At 43.9% G+C, this 17,453-nt stretch carries 16 protein-coding genes; 13 read left to right on the plus strand and 3 right to left on the minus strand.

Annotation, left to right across the window (positions count from 1 at the left end):
- The first annotated feature begins 89 nt into the window (after nt 1–89).
- The 7 genes from lon (at nt 90) to IT393_01905 (ending at nt 7,972) form a co-directional block, all read left to right on the plus strand.
- Nucleotides 90–2,471, plus strand: coding sequence for an endopeptidase La (gene lon, locus IT393_01875; GenBank protein MCC7201398.1), 2,382 nt, complete (start codon nt 90–92; stop codon nt 2,469–2,471).
- Nucleotides 2,472–2,478: 7 nt separating this feature from the next.
- The gene (gene thiL / locus IT393_01880) at nt 2,479–3,525 is read left to right on the plus strand and encodes a thiamine-phosphate kinase (protein MCC7201399.1); all 1,047 of its coding nucleotides are present in this window, start codon (nt 2,479–2,481) and stop codon (nt 3,523–3,525) included.
- Nucleotides 3,522–4,151: a DsbA family protein gene (locus IT393_01885; GenBank protein ID MCC7201400.1), complete on the plus strand. Its 630-nt coding sequence runs from the start codon at nt 3,522–3,524 to the stop codon at nt 4,149–4,151. Before thiL ends, IT393_01885 begins: the two co-directional genes overlap by 4 nt.
- Complete coding sequence (locus tag IT393_01890) at nt 4,148–4,852, plus strand: DUF1573 domain-containing protein (protein MCC7201401.1); 705 nt, start codon at nt 4,148–4,150, stop codon at nt 4,850–4,852. Before IT393_01885 ends, IT393_01890 begins: the two co-directional genes overlap by 4 nt.
- A gap of 84 nt (nt 4,853–4,936) precedes the next feature.
- The gene (locus IT393_01895) at nt 4,937–5,974 is read left to right on the plus strand and encodes a C40 family peptidase (GenBank protein ID MCC7201402.1); all 1,038 of its coding nucleotides are present in this window, start codon (nt 4,937–4,939) and stop codon (nt 5,972–5,974) included.
- A gap of 44 nt (nt 5,975–6,018) precedes the next feature.
- Complete coding sequence (locus tag IT393_01900; protein MCC7201403.1) at nt 6,019–6,543, plus strand: hypothetical protein; 525 nt, start codon at nt 6,019–6,021, stop codon at nt 6,541–6,543.
- A gap of 1 nt (nt 6,544) precedes the next feature.
- The gene (locus tag IT393_01905) at nt 6,545–7,972 is read left to right on the plus strand and encodes a hypothetical protein (GenBank protein MCC7201404.1); all 1,428 of its coding nucleotides are present in this window, start codon (nt 6,545–6,547) and stop codon (nt 7,970–7,972) included.
- Nucleotides 7,973–8,029: 57 nt separating this feature from the next.
- On the opposite strand, the gene IT393_01910 is transcribed toward IT393_01905, so the two are convergent.
- A complete protein-coding gene (locus IT393_01910) occupies nt 8,030–8,626 on the minus strand; it encodes a hypothetical protein (GenBank protein ID MCC7201405.1) in 597 nt (198 codons plus the stop codon).
- 131 nt (nt 8,627–8,757) lie between these two features.
- Nucleotides 8,758–9,099, minus strand: a complete 342-nt coding sequence (locus tag IT393_01915; GenBank protein ID MCC7201406.1) for a PilZ domain-containing protein — start codon at nt 9,097–9,099, stop codon at nt 8,758–8,760.
- A gap of 70 nt (nt 9,100–9,169) precedes the next feature.
- On the opposite strand from IT393_01915, the gene IT393_01920 reads away from it, so the two are divergent.
- Together IT393_01920 and ade are read left to right on the plus strand one after the other, a co-directional pair.
- A complete protein-coding gene (locus tag IT393_01920; GenBank protein ID MCC7201407.1) occupies nt 9,170–10,300 on the plus strand; it encodes an aminopeptidase P family protein in 1,131 nt (376 codons plus the stop codon).
- A gap of 17 nt (nt 10,301–10,317) precedes the next feature.
- Nucleotides 10,318–12,069 carry an adenine deaminase gene (gene ade, locus IT393_01925; GenBank protein MCC7201408.1) on the plus strand — a complete coding sequence of 584 codons (1,752 nt, stop codon included), beginning with the start codon at nt 10,318–10,320 and terminating at the stop codon, nt 12,067–12,069.
- A gap of 14 nt (nt 12,070–12,083) precedes the next feature.
- On the opposite strand, the gene fbp is transcribed toward ade, so the two are convergent.
- A complete protein-coding gene (fbp, locus tag IT393_01930; protein MCC7201409.1) occupies nt 12,084–13,091 on the minus strand; it encodes a class 1 fructose-bisphosphatase in 1,008 nt (335 codons plus the stop codon).
- A gap of 151 nt (nt 13,092–13,242) precedes the next feature.
- Here fbp and IT393_01935 point away from each other — a divergent pair, with 151 nt between their 5' ends.
- The 4 genes from IT393_01935 to pilB all read left to right on the plus strand — a co-directional run bounded on the left by IT393_01935 (nt 13,243) and on the right by pilB (nt 17,449).
- Complete coding sequence (locus IT393_01935) at nt 13,243–14,205, plus strand: HD domain-containing protein (protein ID MCC7201410.1); 963 nt, start codon at nt 13,243–13,245, stop codon at nt 14,203–14,205.
- Nucleotides 14,206–14,215: 10 nt separating this feature from the next.
- Nucleotides 14,216–14,740 (plus strand): CDP-alcohol phosphatidyltransferase family protein, encoded by a 525-nt coding sequence (locus IT393_01940; GenBank protein ID MCC7201411.1) that lies wholly within the window; start codon nt 14,216–14,218, stop codon nt 14,738–14,740.
- A 45-nt stretch (nt 14,741–14,785) separates the two neighbouring features.
- Entirely contained in the window at nt 14,786–15,664 is an 879-nt protein-coding gene (gene aroE / locus IT393_01945; protein ID MCC7201412.1) for a shikimate dehydrogenase, read from the plus strand.
- Between the two features lie 78 nt (nt 15,665–15,742).
- A complete protein-coding gene (gene pilB / locus IT393_01950; GenBank protein MCC7201413.1) occupies nt 15,743–17,449 on the plus strand; it encodes a type IV-A pilus assembly ATPase PilB in 1,707 nt (568 codons plus the stop codon).
- Nucleotides 17,450–17,453 lie beyond the last annotated feature (4 nt).

A 17,453-nucleotide genomic window follows, 5' to 3' on the forward strand; every position in this document is an offset into this window, starting at 1 on the left:
CAGAAACCATAGAACAGGATTTTGGGCAGATAGAAATACCAAATAAATTACCACTCCTTCCTGTAAGGGACATCGTTATATTTCCATATATGCTGCTTCCCCTTTTTGTGGGCCGTGAAATGTCTATAAAGGCGATTGAGGCAGCCCTTGCATCAAACCGCCTTATATACCTTGTGGCACAAAAGGTTCTGGAAGTGGAAAATCCTACACCTCAGGATATTTACAAGGTTGGCACTGTTGGCCTGATAACGAGGATGCTCAAGCTGCCGGATGGCAGGATCAAGATCCTTGTTCAGGGGATTGCAAAGGCAAAGACAGTCAAGTACATCCAGACAGAGCCTTACTACAATGTTGAGATAGACAAGCTGCAGGAGCCAAAGAATGTGCAGGTGACGCTCGAAGTTGAGGCGCTTATGCGAAATGTCAAGGAGCAGCTTGAAAAGATGGTTACACTCGGTAAAGTGCTCCTCCCTGACATTATGGTGATTATTGAGAATATTGAGGATCCTGGACGCCTGTCTGACATTATTACCTCCAACCTTGGTCTAAAAGTCGAAATGGCGCAGGAGGTACTGGAGATTAATCACCCTGTGCAGAGATTAAAGAAGGTCAGTGAGATCCTTACCAAAGAGCTTGATGTGCTCATGATGCAGCAGAAGATACAGGCTGAGGCAAAGGGGGAGATTGACAAGACTCAGCGTGAGTATTACTTAAGGGAGCAGCTAAAGGCCATACAGAAAGAACTCGGAGACATGGATGAAAGGCAGGAAGAGGTTAATGAGTTCAGGAAAAGGATAGATGAGGCAAAGATGCCTGAGAAGGTGCTGAAGGAGGTGGAAAAGCAGTTAAAACGGCTTGAGAAGATGCACCCTGACAGCGCTGAGGCGTCAACAGTGCGTACTTATCTCGAGTGGATGGTTGAAATTCCCTGGAGCAAGGGAACAACTGATAATCTTGATATTAAGGCAGCTTCAAAGGTGCTGAATGAAGACCACTATGACCTTGAAAAGGTTAAGGAACGCATCCTTGAGTATCTCAGTGTCAGAAAGCTTAAAGAAAAGATGAAAGGGCCGATTCTCTGTTTCTGCGGTCCTCCGGGTGTTGGAAAGACCTCTCTTGGAAAGTCTATTGCCAGGGCGCTTGGAAGGGAGTTTGTAAGGGTATCCCTTGGCGGCATAAGGGATGAGGCAGAGATCAGGGGGCACCGCAGGACATATGTAGGTGCGCTCCCGGGAAGGATAATCCAGGGTATAAAACAGGCTGGGACAAACAACCCGGTGTTTATGATGGATGAGATAGACAAGGTGGGTATGGATTTCAGAGGCGACCCGTCTGCAGCCCTGCTTGAGGTGCTTGATCCGGAACAGAATAATGCATTCAGTGACCACTACCTTGGGGTTCCTTTTGATCTGTCCAATGTAATGTTTATTACAACGGCCAATCTGATTGATCCGATACTGCCGCCTCTTAAAGACAGGATGGAGATCATTAACCTTTCAGGTTATACGGAAGAGGAAAAGCTCGGGATTGCAAGGAACTATCTTATCCCGCGTCAGCTTGAAGAGCATGGGATCAAAGAAGATGATGCACTTATCTCAGTTGAAACACTTAAGCGCATTATCGGAGAATATACAAGGGAGGCAGGGGTAAGGAACCTTGAACGTGAGATTGCCAATGTTTTTCGTAAGGTCGCAAAGCAGATTGCAGAAGGCAAGGTAAAGACATACAGGATTACCCCCAATAACCTCCATAAATATCTCGGGGCGCCCCGGCATTTGCCGGAGACAGAGCAGGAAAAGGATACAGTAGGTGTTTCTACAGGTCTTGCCTGGACTGAGACCGGAGGGGACATAATTTACATTGAAGCTACAATTATGAAGGGGAAAGGGACGCTTACGCTGACCGGTCAGCTTGGTGATGTGATGAAGGAGTCTGCACAGGCAGCCCTGAGCTATATCAGATCGCGGTCACAGCATCTTGGCATTAATGTGAATATGTTCAACAGGCATGACATACATATTCATGTGCCGGCCGGGGCTATTCCAAAAGACGGGCCTTCTGCAGGCATTACAATGGCAACGGCAATAGCCTCTATCTTTATGAATAAGGCGGTAAATCACAAGGTAGCGATGACAGGTGAGGTTACCCTGCAGGGAAGGGTGCTGCCGATAGGCGGACTAAAAGAGAAGATCCTTGCAGCAAAGAGGGCAGGTATAAGAGAAGTCATATTGCCAAAAAAGAATGAAAAGGATCTTGATGAGATCCCCAAAAATATACGCAGGGATATGCAGTTTCATTTAGCGGATAAGATGGATGATGTACTGCCTGTCGCGCTGAAGGGGTTGAAGCCCGCGGCCGGACAAAAGCAGAATGCAAAGAAAAAAAGGTCTGCACCACCTGCACAGGGTGTTTCCCGGAAGACATCAAAAAAGGCATCAAAAAAACCGTCCAAGAAAGCAACTAAGCGTTAAATGTATAATGTACATAGAGCAACTTGGTGAAGCAGGACTTATACGGCGAATCAGGCAGAAAATACCGGTTAATGACCCCTCGATAGCCGTTGGGATTGGTGATGATGCGGCAATTATCAATCCCTCAAAAAGGGCTTTGCTTTTTTCCACAGATACTATCAAAGAGGGTATCCATTTTTCAAGGAAGTATTTCTCATTTTATGATATAGGATGGAAGTCTGTTGCAGTTTCAATTAGTGATATTGCGGCAATGGGAGGTCTGCCTAAATATCTCTTGCTTTCAATAGCGGTTCCGGAAAAGACGCCTGTAAAAGATATTGATGAATTGCTGGACGGGATTGCTGATATTTCATCAGAATATAAGGTGTCCGTCGTGGGGGGTAATCTGTCCGGGTCGAAGAGTGGAATAACAATAGACACTACAATCGTGGGAGAGGTTTCCGGGGGAAGGTCTTTGCTCAGATCAGGGGCAGGTATTGGTGATATGATTTATGTTACTGGTTTTCCAGGGATGTCTGCGATAGGGTTTTCAATTTTAAAATCAGGGAAAAAGGGGACAGAATTGAATTCTGTCCCCAAGCGTGTTGGTGGCAGCAGGGCGTTTATTACCTCTCACCTGCGCCCTGTTCCAAGGGTATCAGCTGGACTTTTCTTCAGCAAAAGCAAATCAGTTACCGCAGCAATAGATATCAGTGACGGACTGCTGGCTGACCTTGGACATATCTGTCAGCAAAGCAATGCAGGTGCGCGTATTTTCAGTAATCTGATTCCAGTACCTCATGTGCCTCGCATTATTGGAAAAAGTCTTGCAAGGGAGCCTTTATTTTATGCATTATACGGGGGGGAGGACTACGAACTGATGTTTACTGTCCGGCATGATTACATTGCAAAATTTGAAACCTCATGCCGGCAAATGGAAATAGGATGTACTATGATAGGGGAAATAGTGCCGGCAGCGGAGGGGATAAGGATGGTTAACGAACATGGTGAGGAGTTGCCTGTTGAGAATTATGGTTATGACCATTTTAAATCCGGAAGGAGAAGATTATGTTGAAAAAGTTAACTCTGGTACTTATTTTTATTTTTGTAAGCACGATGGCATTTGCAACTGAAAACAAAGGCATACAGTTAGAAGGGGCTGCGGAATCCTACAATATTATTCCTGACAAAATGAGTTCACATGAAAAGGGTAAGGTCAGGATGATGATATTTTTTGATTTCTTCTGTCCGCACTGTCACCAGTTTGATTCTGTAGTGGTGCCTCTTTTGCAGCGTGAATATGGCGATAAGCTTAAAATTACTTCTATGGGGTATCCGATAATATATGAAGACTCTGTGATCCCGATAGAGGCGTACGAGCTGGCAAAGGCTGCAGGCAAGGGAGAGGAGATGAAGAGGGGCATATTTGATGCCATTTATTACCAGAGGAAAGATGGTGCAAGTCATGATGTCCTTGTTTCCATAGCAAAGTCTATAGGACTCAATGCCGAAAAATTCCAGAAGGACCTCGAGGCGGGTGTAAAGAAAAAGGCGGTGCTCGAGGGACGTGAGCTTGCAAAGAGCTATGGGGCAAGGAGTACACCGACTGTAATACTCGATGGTAATATTATTGTAAGAGACAATTCGCTTGCCAATATCAGTTCACTTATAAACAAGATATTGGAGGGTAAGATAAAGTGAAAAAACGGCTTTCCCTTATAATTATTTTGCTCTTGTTTGCAGGCGACATTTCCTTTGCAGAAAATGGGCCCCGCATTAGCTTTACCAGTGATCATTATAATTTCGGGAATGTACTCCAGGGAAAGACAGTTGAGCATACATTTTTGTTTGAGAATAAGGGAACGGAAGACCTTTGGATCAAAGAGGTTACCACATCGTGTGGATGTACAGCAGCCCTCGTAAGTTCCAATACAGTAAAGCCGGGAGAAAAGGGGGAGATCAGGGTTTCGTATGATTCACAGGGACGCGCCGGCAAGGTATCAAGGACAATAACAATCGTTTCCAATGACCCTGTCGAACCTGTTAAGGAGCTTGCGATAGAAGCAATAGTAGCGCCATCAATGCATACAACATTTAATGTTAACGAATCATTATTCTCCGATAAATGCGGTGCGTGTCATTTTATACCTGCAGATCAGAAAAAGGGTAAAGACCTGTATGATGCAGTTTGTGCGTTTTGTCATGGACGGACTGCGCAGGGGCTCGATATGTTAAGGGAAATGGATACAGATGTCATGAATGAAAGGATAAGAGATGGTATTAAGGGGACAGAGATGCCGGCATGGATTAAGGAGCAGGGCGGCCCACTCGATGAAGGGCAAATAAGGTCTTTGAGTAATTATATAAAAGGGGTGCCGGATTTTTTACTTGACAAAAGATGACTTATTATATAATTTTATCCTGATCACCTTTGGCAAATCATCAGTAGTATCAAGTCGTTGCATTAGTATCCCGATAGATAATTCATGAGGAAAATACTTTACATCATAATATTGTGTGTGTTGTCAATTCATCTACTATCCATTGACAGCAGGGCTGAACAGCAATACAGGGTAAAAAAGGGTGATACCCTTTATAAGATTGCAACGAGTTATGGTGTTTCAGTAAAACAGATTAAGCAGGCAAATGGATTTAAAGGTTCTATAATAAACCCTGGTGACCTTATAGTCGTCCCGGTAAAAACATCTGTTAAGACCACAACGAATAACAATTCAGCCAGAAAGAAAGAAGTTGTTAATAAGAGTGACAAAGCTGTTGATAAAGTTGTTACTCACAAGGTTAAGAAGGGTGATACTCTTTACAGGATATCAAAGATCTATGGTGTCACTGTAAGTGATGTCAGGAAATTAAACAATCTCTCCGGCAGCGCATTAAAAATTGGCCAGAAACTGAAGGTGCGCGAGACGATTAAGGCCAATGATGAAGTGCCTGTAATAATTGAGGAACCTGTTGACCAGGGTGAAGTTGCAGAGGTTGCTAATGAGGTTAATCAGGAAGCATCCTCCCTGGAAGAGGGTGCGAAACCTTTAACTGATGTTTCCCCGGCAGACCAGGCAACCACTTCTGTAGCATCTGAATCAAATTGGTTTTCAAGAATAGTGGATACAGCTACGGATTATCTTGGAGTACCTTACAGATTTGGGGGTACGACCCTTAAAGGAATTGACTGCTCTGCATATGTCCAGATGGTATACAGCTATTTTAGTATTGAATTGCCAAGGACTGCGAGAGAGCAGTTCAAGGCAGGTGTCAGGGTATCATCCAAGAAAGAGTTGGAGATCGGAGATTTGATTTTTTTCAGGACCTACGCAAAATTTCCATCCCATGTTGGAATTTATATTGGGGGTGGGAAGATGATTCATGCATCCTCAAGGAATAAGAAAGTTACTGTATCAAGTATAAATGAACCATATTATGTAAAAAGATATATAGGAGCAGTAAGACTGCCTGATACTCCTTATTTAAGTCCCACCCAGGATTTTACCCCGGTTTCTTCCAATTAACGTTGCTCTGCATGGTTGCCATAGCTGTCTGGAAATTATGAGGTATGAAAAATAATCGTATATGTTCAGGTAAGCGTATAGTAACTGCTTTAACGCTCGCTCTGATTATAATCTGGCTGATAGGATACAGGCATGCCTTTCTTGCTGAATGGCACAGTCTGAGGGCGGTGCCATTCCTGGCGAGATTGAGTTATGCGGAAAAAAATCATCTGATCTGGGGAACATTCTATAATCCTTACAGGGATGGTTTGTCTGTTGTTCCTGAAACAGGCAGTATCTATTTTTTGAATTACTGCCCTGAAACAAAAAGGGACTGGCAGTGGCTCCTCGCAAGATACTATTTTACCCCCCGCAAGATAATCTTCTCTAATCCAGGTGATGCCAGCAAAGAGGCAGCCGTTAAAAGTGACTTTGCTATCGCGTGCATATGCGCAGAAATGTCAGGTACAGGCCTGGAAGAACTCGGTTTCCTGGAGCAGCTCCCATTTAGAAAAGTTGGCGGCAATTCTTACCTGAACGGGACATATGCCATTTACAGAATAGACAGGACAGGGGAAGGAGCAAGGTGAGTTGATGACAGGATTATTCTGGTTTACCTTCGCAATCGGAATCATAATCCTTTCAGGTGTGGCAGTGCTTCATTATACCAGGATATGGCAGTCCTTCAATTTGTTCACAGGATTAGCAATTTCATATATGCTTGGAATGGGGGTCATATCCCTTCAGATGTTTGCTTATTCACAACTATGGGTCCCATTTAATATCTATTCCATAGCCTTTCCGTGGATTATTCTCGCAGCCTTGACGATTCTGATTAAATCAAGCCGTGAGGGACTTCCTGCAACTATAAAATTCAATGTGCAGGCAGCATTGAAAGATGTAAGATGGCCCGATATAATTTTGATTTTAATTATCCTGTCGCAGGTGTCATATGCCTTCTTCTTTGCCCCCATGTTGCCAATAAGCGGGTGGGATGCATTGCAGACATGGGTCTTTAAAGGGAAGGTGTTTTTTTATGATATGGGCATATCTTCCGGTTTTCTGCAGGATCCATCCAGCCATCCCGACTACCCTCTTTTAATTCCATTAACATTTTCATGGATCTACACCGCTATGGGGCATGTGAATGACGAAATGGGGAGATTTATTTATCCGGTGCAGTTTGTATGTCTGCTTATGATATTTTATTATTCAGTCAGAAAAGCTTCCACGAAACGGATCTCATTATTGTTTACCACTCTTTTATCAATGACCCCTGTTATCATGGTGCATACCAGCGGATTTATTGTTCGGATAGGGGGATTGTACAGCGGTGATTTTGCAGGTTATGCAGACCTTGCTCTCTCCATCTTCTTTCTTGGCGCAGGGGCCTTTTTTTATCATTATGTATTGGAAGGAAACAGGGCATACCTGCTTGCGGCAGTACTGTTTCTTGCCATGGGTGCATGGACGAAGAATGAGGGGTTGGTGTTTTTGCTGTCTGGCGGTGTATTAATTTCAGTCAGCCTTGTTTATGGCCAAAGGAAAAAGTATCTGTTTATATTAATGACGTGGGTGATTCTTGGAGCGGTTACTTTACCCTGGCTTATTTATAAAACCTATTTCAATATCACGAGCGAGTATACGCCGAATATGAATGCCGAAGTAATTCAAAACAATCTATGGCGCCTTCCCTACATCATCAGGATGTTTGTTTATGTTCTGTTCCGCGATACGGATCTGTATAACTATGCGTGGTACGGATATATTATTTCTTCTTTGATAAATCTCAGGGAATCTCTCAGAAATCCTATAGTCTCCTTACATGTCATGTTACTGCTGCAGTTTGCTGCCTATATTTTCATTTACCTGATTTCCCCGCTTGAAATAAAACAGCATATTGGAACTTCTGTAGACCGGGTTATTATTCATTTAACACCACTGGCCATGATGGTTATGGCAGTGAATTTCAACAGGCTGATATTGAACAGAGGCGGCGTTGACAGTCAATCAAGGTGAAATAAAAAAGGCCACACCTTTACAGATGTGGCCTGAGTTATTTGCATGATTTATTATCTACCTTGATGCAAGCCTGCTGTTGCGATATGAAGCGTAGCGGTTCATTGCAGTCGTAAGGTCTTTTAAGGACGTCTGCACTGTCCTCACCTCAGCCCTGAGGTCCTTTATATACACTGCATGTCTTAGACGGTCTACCTGGGTAAAGAAGGTCGTCTCTTTATTTTCATAGTCTTCTTTTATTGAGAAGTGTCTTCTTACCATATCCATTGATACATCAGTGTTATTTAATGACATTTCCTGAGCTGAGAGCTCATCTTTTATCTTGTTATCTACCTTTATCAACTCAAATATCCTGTACATAAGATAATCATATACCAGTGATACATCTTTATTGACGGTAAAGTCTGTATCATTTTTAATGGTATTATTTTTTAACTCCCTGTCTATTACCGAATTGAGCTCTGCAAGGGTAACTTCAAGCCCCTTCATAACCTGCTGCTGTTGTAACGAAATGTTACTTTCTTCAGGAATTATAGAGCTCCAGGTGATTTTGTCTAAATCCCCTGCAAACACGGTTGACGTGGAAAGGGTTAAAACCATGAAACTTAATATTGAGGTAGATATCAGTCTTTTCATAGGGTGAGAATTAAACATTTTGATTCCTCCTGATAATTTATATTTTTGAGCTAATCACCTCCCTTCATCATTTGATATTCCTGTTTCCAGCAGATATTTTTCGGATACGGGGATTGTAAACTTTAAGATATGGTCTGATTCAGTGGCTGCTACTTTTTAACGAACTCAAGGAATCCTGATAAAACCGGATGGTCGTTTATGTTTATGTCTTTGAACTCAATGCCAATCAGAAAGCGGTTGCCAAACAGTTTAACCCATTTTACACTGCCTGCTACAACTTCATCTTTTCCGGTCTTTGGGTCTGACTCAAAGGATATATACAAATCTACTTTTTGTCCCTGTTCTAACTTGCTGTCAGAATAGACTTCAACTCCTCCTCCGCTAATGTTGGTAATAAATGCCCCAAAGGATTGATTGCTTTCCGGTAAGACGATCTTTAGATGAGGTGAAATCAGCTCTCGTCTGTGTTTTCTTCTGTCGTCTGAGCTCATTAGGATTCCAGGGTGTCTTTATGCAACATAAGTTTTGATTTTAAAACAGTTATGTATTAACATAAAAAAAATGAAAATACAAGAGGCAACTTTATTTATCTCGTCCAGCGAGACCGATTCAAACCTTTATTATGCCACGCGATTTCTTGCGCCTGACCCCTTTATTTATCTTGAGGCAGGCGATGAAAAGGTAGTTCTTATGAGTGACCTTGAATTGGACAGGGCAAGGTCGCAGGCCCGGGTAACAACGGTACTGTCATATTCAGCATATGAAGAAGCGGTAAAGAAAAGTTCAGGGACAGAAAATCCGACGGTGGTGGATGTTGTAAGTGAATTTTTGCGGGAGAGGCAAATAAAGCGGGTTGTCGTTCCCTCATATTTTGGGATTAGTAATGCCCTTCTTCTTCAGGAAAAGGGATATGACATTGATGTAAGGCAGGACCCCTTTTTTGAGCAAAGGGTTATTAAACGTGAGGATGAGGTAAAGCATATAGAGGAGTCCCTTCGCCTTACAGAGAGTGCAGTAAAAAAGGCGATAGAATATCTGAGACAGGCAGAGATCAGGGATGGTTTTCTCTATTCCGGAAACAGGAAAGTTACCTCTGAAGATGTCAGGAAATTGATTGACCTTTACCTGATGGAAAACTCTATGATTGCACAACATACGATTGTGGCATGCGGCGAGGATTCCTCATTTCCGCACAATGAAGGGAGCGGGGCGCTCAGGGCTAATGTTCCGGTAATTATAGATGTCTTCCCCCGGTCTGTAAAAAGCCGCTATTATGCCGATATAACACGTACGGTTGTAAGAGGGGTTGCATCTGAGGAAATAAAGAAGATGTTTGATGCTGTTTCGGCTGCGCAGGAAATAGCGTTTGCAATGATTAGGAATGAGGTAAATGGCAGGGACGTCCATGAAGCAATCCTCGGGCATTTCAAAAATTGCGGGTTTGAGAGCGGTCTGATTGATGGCAGGATGCAGGGTTTTTTTCACGGAACCGGTCATGGCGTAGGGCTGGATATTCACGAAGCGCCAAGGATTAGCAGGAAAACAGATATACTGCGTACCGGTCACGTGGTTACTGTAGAGCCAGGACTATATTACAGGGGGCTTGGCGGAGTCAGACTGGAAGATATGGTTGTTGTACAGGCCGATGGTGTAGTTAATCTTACAAGATCCCCCAGGATCCTGGAAATCTGAAATAACAGCAATATAAAATGGTACACACATCCTTTGACAGCAGCATGTCCGGACTTCAGCGAAGGATTGAAGTTGCGAGAGGTATAAGACCGGCGGACCTCCTCATTCGGGGAGGCAGGGTAGTGAATGTCCTGACAGGTGAAATATACAGGGCAAACATAGCAATATCTGATAATGTAATTGCCGGAGTAGGTGATTATTACTCTGATGGCACAGATATCCTTGAAGCAGGGGATCAGTATCTCCTGCCTGGTTTTATCGATGCCCACGTACACGTTGAGAGTTCAATGCTCTCAGTCCCTGAGTATGCAAGGGCTGTACTTCCCCGCGGTACGACCTCTGTAATTTGTGATCCGCATGAAATAGCCAATGTGTCCGGTCTTGAGGGTATCAAGTACTTAATCAGGTCAGGCGTCACAGTTCCCCTGAATCTCTTTGTGATGGCATCATCCTGTGTCCCTGCCACACAGTTTGAGACATCGGGTGCTGTTCTCTCTCCCAATGACATAGAGGAGATGCTTCAGTGGGAAGGAGTGATTGGACTTGCAGAGGTAATGAACGTCCCTGATGTACTCAGTGGCAGCGACATGTCTCTTCGGAAATTATTATGCGCACAGAGAAGGGGTTATCCTGTTGACGGGCATTCCCCTTTCCTGACAGGAAAGGACCTGAATGCTTATATCGGGGCTGGTGTGCGGAGTGATCATGAGGTGACATCGAGGGAGGAGGCAATAGAGAAACTCAGACTTGGCATGTATCTTATGATCCGTGAGGGGTCTGTTGCAAGGAACATGGAGGACCTGCTTCCTGTTGTCAACACATCTACTTACAGGAGGTGCATGTTTGTCACTGATGATGCCCATCCGGGGGATCTCCTTAAAAGGGGCCATATGGATCACATACTCAGAAAGGCGGTCAGCCTGGGTATGGACCCTGTAATGGCGATCAGCATGGTAACGATAAATCCTGCGAGGGTATTTTTAAGAAATGACCTGGGCGCCATCATGCCTGGATACCGTGCAGATATTGTTGCTGTGAACAGCATAAGAGACTTCAGTGTCAGGGATGTTGTTAAAGAAGGTAAGATTGTTGTCAGGGACTGTAAGGTGGTATGCAGTATTGAAAATATTGAAGATGATTCAATGAAAGACATTATTAAGATCAAAGACCTTTCACCTGAAAGGTTTAAGGTAAAAATAACAGGAAGAAAGATAAGAGTTATTGAGCTCATTCGGAGGCAGATATATACGCGTCATATTATTGAAGAGGTAGAAGCTGGAGAGGACAGGGAAATTAAGGCGGACCCGTCGCGGGATATGCTGAAGATAGCAGTTGTTGAGAGGCACCACGCCACAGGAAATATCGGGATAGGGTTTGTCCGTGGATTCGGACTCAGGGAAGGGGCGATAGCCTCATCTGTTTCACATGATTCTCACAATGTGATTGTTGTAGGTACCAATGACCTGGATATGTATGAAGCGGTGAAGGAAATTATCAGGCTGGGAGGAGGTCACGTGATAACATCCGGAGGTGAGGTAATGGGGAGTCTGCCGCTTCCAATAGCCGGCCTGTTATCGGATAAGCCCCTTGAAGATGTCGTGCAGGAAGAAGAGAGGCTGCTTGCCATTGCGCGGAGTCTTGGAGTAAAACCTCTTTCACCATTTATCAAGCTTTCTTTCCTTGCCCTTTCTGTTATACCGGAACTGAAGATTACAGACAAGGGTCTGGTTGATGTTAAAAAGTTCGGAATTGTTGGAATTGAACCCTGAAGGTGTGATTTAGATTAACCTTTCTTTACGAATTCTTCATACCTTAGCACCTCATTCTTGTTTCCTGCGATCAGCGGAACCCGATGATGCAAATGCTCCGGTTTAATATCCAGTATCCTTTGCGTCCCGGTAGTCGCATAACCTCCTGCCTGTTCGGCAATAAGCGCTATCGGCGAGGCCTCGAACAGCAGCCTGAGTTTTCCTTCCGGTTTTTTGGGGTCTTTTTTGTAATCAGCAGGGTAGAGGAAGATCCCGCCATATATCAGGTTCCTGTGGAAGTCTGAGACAAGTGAACCAATATACCGTGAGGTATATGGGCGATTCGTGGATTTATCCACCTCCTTCAGAGACTCAATATATTTTTTTGTACCACTGTCCCAGAAGTTATAGTTTCCTTCATTTACACTATAAATCTTACATGGCTCCGGCATCTGAATATTCTCATGAGAAAGAATAAATTCTCCCACTGTCGGATCAAGTGTAAACCCATGAACACCTGTTCCTGTTGTATAGACCATCATTGTTGAAGAGCCATAGATCACGTAACCGGCGCATGCCTGTTTTGTGCCTTTCTGGAGGCAGTCCTCTTCCGAACCCTTGTGCCCCTTGCTGATCTTGCGATGTATTGAGAAAATAGTGCCTATGCTGACATTGGCCCCGATATTTGAGGAACCATCCAGAGGGTCCATATTGATTGCATATTTGCCAACCAGAAACTCATCATGTATTTCAATAATATTCTCATTCTCCTCTGAAGCTATTGCACAGACCTTACCGCTGTTAGTCAATATATTGATCAGGAGTTCATTGGCATACGTATCCATCTTTTGAACCACTTCACCCTGAATATTGACGTCTCCGGTAGATCCGATGACATTGACAAGTCCGGCCATATTTACCTGTTTGGATATCATTTTTGCGGCTAATGCGATATCATAAAGCAGCCCTGAGAATCCGCCTGATGCCTCCGGATACTTACGCTGCTGTTCAAGAATATGCCGCTCAATAGTCTTAAGTTTCATGGCAGGACCTCCCTGTGAATAGATTTTACTGGATGTTAACAAAGCAGGAGGTGCTTGTCAAACTAACGGCACAAGACTCCGGAAGCCGTTTTGGTTTGTTGACAGCCATGTTGCTATTCCATATAATTTTCACAGGAGAATCGGTATTGCTATGAAAACAAGATTTGTCAGTGAAATTATAAATCTAAAAGATGGCGACATGATTGAAGACATCTTTCTTGTGAAAACTAAACAACGACTTATGAGGAAAGACGGGAAGCCATACCTGATGCTCAGGTTTTGCGACAGGACAGGCGTTATTGACGGAAAGGTCTGGGACAGTGTGGATGAGATCTCGGGCAGGATTGCAGGAGATGATTTTGTAAAGATAAAAGGTGTTCTGAACAGCTATCAGGGAACGAAGGAGGTCAACGTAAAGGCAATAGAGAAGATTGCAGATGACATGGTTGATCTGAAGGATTTCGTTGCCGTTTCAGAATATGGATTTGATGTACTTGAGAAAAGGCTTCATACTGTAATAGCAAACATCAAAAATCCTTACTTAAAGAAATTATTGACACTCTTCATTGAAGATAAGGAATTTATGGAGTTGTTCAGGGCAGCGCCTGCTGCCAAGGACATCCATCATGCCTTCCTTGGTGGATTGCTGGAACACTCGCTTGAAATAGTTGATCTTTGTAATGATATAAAGAATCATTACAGGGAGATTGACCTGGAACTGCTCATAACAGGAGCGATCCTGCATGACGTTGGCAAAGTGCGTGAGTTAAAATACAGGAGAAGTCTTGATTATACTGATGAAGGCAGGCTTATCGGCCATATAATGTTAGGTGTAGAAATGGTGGATGAAAAGATAAGACTTATAGCTGATTTTCCCGGCAGGCTTGCTATGCTCATAAGACATCTCATAGTAAGCCATCAGGGAACCTATGAATGGGGATCGCCCAAGATGCCGCAGACCTTAGAGGCACTGGTACTCCATAATCTGGATGATCTCAGCGCCAAGGTTAATGTATTCCGAAAGGCTGTACAGACGGATTCGGGTGAGGGTGACTTTACAAGTTTTAATAAACCTCTTGGAAGATATCTTTATAAAAACAGACAGACAGAGTAAATTGGTTTTATTGAAGCATTTACCTAATCTTATTACCATCTTAAGGATACTGTTAATCCCTGTATTTGTTTCATTACTGATACGCGGCAATCACATATATGCCTTTGGCGTCCTTGTGGCAGCAGGCGTATCAGATGCACTTGATGGATTCATTGCGCGTACATGGGGTTTTAAAACCAAAACCGGGGCTTATCTTGATCCAATTGCGGATAAGCTCCTCTTCGTCTCATCATTTGCCACACTTGCAACCTTAGAAATGATACCCCTGTGGGTTGCAATTGTTGTTATTGGAAGGGATGTCGTGATTGGTGTTATTGCCCTGGTCCTGATTGGTCACATAGATATACATAGTTATCATGTAAGACCCTCAATTCCGGGAAAGGCGGCAACGGTACTGCAGGTATTGACAATCCTGGCAGTCCTGGCAGGACTCAGGCAAGAGGTACTGTATGCCTTTTTTACGGTAACGGTTGTGGTGACCGCTGTATCCGGGTTACATTATATATACAGGGAGATAAGGGGCGTTTATCGTTAGATACTGCCGCCCTTGTCATCCGGATATGCCATGATATAATAACAAATGAAAATTACGGGAAAATCAAAGGTCTTTGGAATTATCGGCTGGCCATTAAGCCATAGCCTTTCACCTGTTTTTCAGAATGCTGCATTTGAGCATCTTGGATTTGACTGCTGTTATGTCCCTTTCCCAGTTGATCCTGGACAACTCGATGCTGCCATACGTGCCATTCCGGCCCTCAACATAGCAGGACTTAATGTAACGGTGCCACATAAGGAAAGTGTAATACATTGTCTGTCATCATTGTCGGATGAGGCGATGATGATAGGGGCTGTTAACACAATTACAGTGTCAGCAAATGGCCTCGTTGGTCATAATACTGATGGTCAGGGATTTGTTGCCGCCCTCAATGAGGCAGGAGAACCAGTCAAAGGACGTTCCATACTGGTTATCGGTGCAGGCGGGGCGGCAAGGGCAGTCGTTGTTTCTCTTGCAATGGAAGGGGCCAGTGCCATTTTTATTGCAAACAGGACGGTCAGCAAGGCTGAATCCCTGAAAGAAGTGCTGAACAGACACTTTTCTAAAGTAAAAGCAGAGGCAATAGGGATAGAACCTGTTGATTTAAAAAGAGTATTTAAAAATATTGATATAATAATAAATACAACCTCCATAGGTCTGAAGAAGGGAGATCCCTCTCCTGTCAAAAAAGAATTTCTTCATAAAGACCTTTTTGTCTGTGACCTAATTTATAACCCTCCTGATACCGAACTAATAAGATGTGCAAAGGAGTTGTGCAGGGGGCATATGAACGGTTCGGGTATGTTGATCCATCAGGGAGCCGCATCGTTTAAGTTATGGATAGGTATTGAACCTCCAGTCCATATCATGAAACAGGCGCTGCAAGACGCACTTCAGAACTTGTCAACTTCAGGCAGACAGTAAAGAAATACAGGATCGGTAAACTTGCGTCATGAATGGTTACTGACTGTTTCTGCGTGCTGTCTTGAATCAGGAGCGTAGGTGATAATCAGCAAAATTGGAAGAATGCTTGTAGCCGCAAGCCTCATTACTGAGGAACAACTGGAAAAGGCACTCGCTTATCAGCAGAAAGAAGGCGGGCGTCTTGGCAGTATATTAGTAAAGCTCGGCTACATCCAGGAGCAGACTCTGCTGCAGTTTTTAAGCAAGCAATATGGTGTTCAGTCGGTTGACCTGTCAAAGATTGAGATAGATCCTTCAGTAACCAAGCTGATACCCACAGATGTTGTTCAGAAGTACAATGTTGTTCCTGTTCGCCGTGTAGGGGCGGTCCTTACGATTGCTATGGTGGACCCATCCAATGTATTTGCCATTGATGACATCAAGTTCATGACCGGTTACGACATTGAGGTCGTTGTATCCTCTGAAAGCGCCATAATGGCCGCAATGTCCAAATCATATGATACGAGCTCTATGAACCTTCAGCAGGTATTGAAGAGCATGGATGGAGGTGAAGAGAGCCTGGATGTGCTGGAGTCTGATGATGAGGAACAGGTTGACTTAAGGGAGCTGAAAGAGGCAATTGATGATGCCCCTGTTGTAAAGCTGGTCAATCTGATTCTGACAGACGCAATCAAAAAAGGCGCAAGCGACATTCATATAGAGGCTTATGAAAAGAAATTCCGGGTGCGCTACCGTATTGACGGCGTTCTTTATGAGGTGATGAATCCTCCCATGAAGCTCAGGGCTGCCCTTACATCGAGATTGAAGATAATGGCAGAACTTGACATAGCAGAAAGAAGACTGCCGCAGGACGGCAGGATAAAATTAAAGATGAAAGACAAGGAGATAGACCTTCGTGTAAGCACACTACCATGCCTGTTTGGAGAGAAGGTAGTTATGAGGATACTGGACAAGGGGGCACTCAGCCTTGATCTGAAGAAAATGGGCTGGGAGCAGAAGGCCCTTGACGACCTGATGAAGGCGATCCATTCTCCTTTCGGTATGGTGCTTGTTACAGGCCCAACCGGAAGCGGAAAGAGTACGACACTTTATGCAGCACTCCAGCAGATAAATGAAATCGGAATCAACATTATGACTGCAGAAGATCCGGTAGAATACAATCTGTTTGGAGTTAATCAGGTTCAGATGAAGGATGAAATAGGGCTTAATTTTGCAGCAGCCCTGAGATCATTCTTAAGACAGGATCCTGATGTTGTGCTTGTAGGAGAAATCAGGGATTACGAGACTGCAGAAATTGGTGTTAAGGCAGCCCTTACAGGACATCTTGTCCTTAGCACTCTTCATACAAACGATGCCCCGAGTACGGTTACAAGACTTATAAATATGGGCATCGAACCTTTTCTTGTAGCCTCATCAGTAATATTGATTATAGCACAGAGGCTTGTGCGTCGAATATGTAAAGATTGTAAAGAAGAAGAAAAGATAGCTCCCGCCATCCTTCTTGATATGGGAATCAGCCCGCAGGAGGTTGAATCTGTTGTGACTTACAAGGGGAAGGGTTGCGTCAATTGCAGTGATACAGGTTACAAAGGGCGTGTAGCGTTATATGAGGTTATGACAGTTGATGATGAGCTCAAGGAGTTGATCCTGGCAGGCGCATCAGGAGCAGAGATAAAGAAAAAGGCCGTGGCATCCGGCATGAAGACGCTAAGAATGAGCGGGATAACGAAGCTTAAAGAAGGCATGACTACTGTTGAAGAGATCTTAAGGACGACGTTCGGGTAGAAAA

The organism is Nitrospirota bacterium, from assembly GCA_020851375.1.
Classification (GTDB): domain Bacteria; phylum Nitrospirota; class 9FT-COMBO-42-15; order HDB-SIOI813; family HDB-SIOI813; genus RBG-16-43-11.